The organism is Christiangramia aestuarii (genome assembly GCF_009735585.1).
Lineage (GTDB): Bacteria > Bacteroidota > Bacteroidia > Flavobacteriales > Flavobacteriaceae > Christiangramia > Christiangramia aestuarii.
In genome coordinates, this window is the sequence record NZ_VJVW01000129.1 from 1 (window position 1) to 398 (window position 398).

Consider the following 398-nt stretch of genomic DNA (forward strand, 5'->3'; position numbering starts at 1 on the left):
CCACGGCATCGTCGTTCTTGGATGACACCGCCAGGACGACACCGCGCGCACGCAGCTGCAAGGCACGATCCTGCACGTCGCGGTGCGCCTCGCCCACCGCATCGCCCTCGGCAAGGCGGATACCGTCAAGCCCGTCGTCGCCGATCACACCGGACCAGACGGTGTTGTCCAGATCAAGGATCAGACAGCGCCGCGCCTTGCCCTTCCACGCGGCCAGAACGCGCCCGATGTGATCCGCATAAAGCGGCAGCACACGGTTGGCACAGGACACGCGCGCCAGATGCCACATCCCGGGATCATGCCAGTTGGCAAGACCGATCGTCTCGGCAATGCCCGCGACATCCAGCAACAGGTGGGGCGTGCCCGCGAGACGGTCCGCCAGCGCCTGATTGAAAGCG

1 protein-coding gene is annotated in these 398 nt (G+C 66.3%); it reads right to left on the reverse strand.

The features are described 5' to 3' along the window. The coding region (locus tag FLP08_RS17220; RefSeq protein ID WP_156278154.1) for an HAD-IIIC family phosphatase at window positions 1-398 on the reverse strand (398 nt) is incomplete at both ends.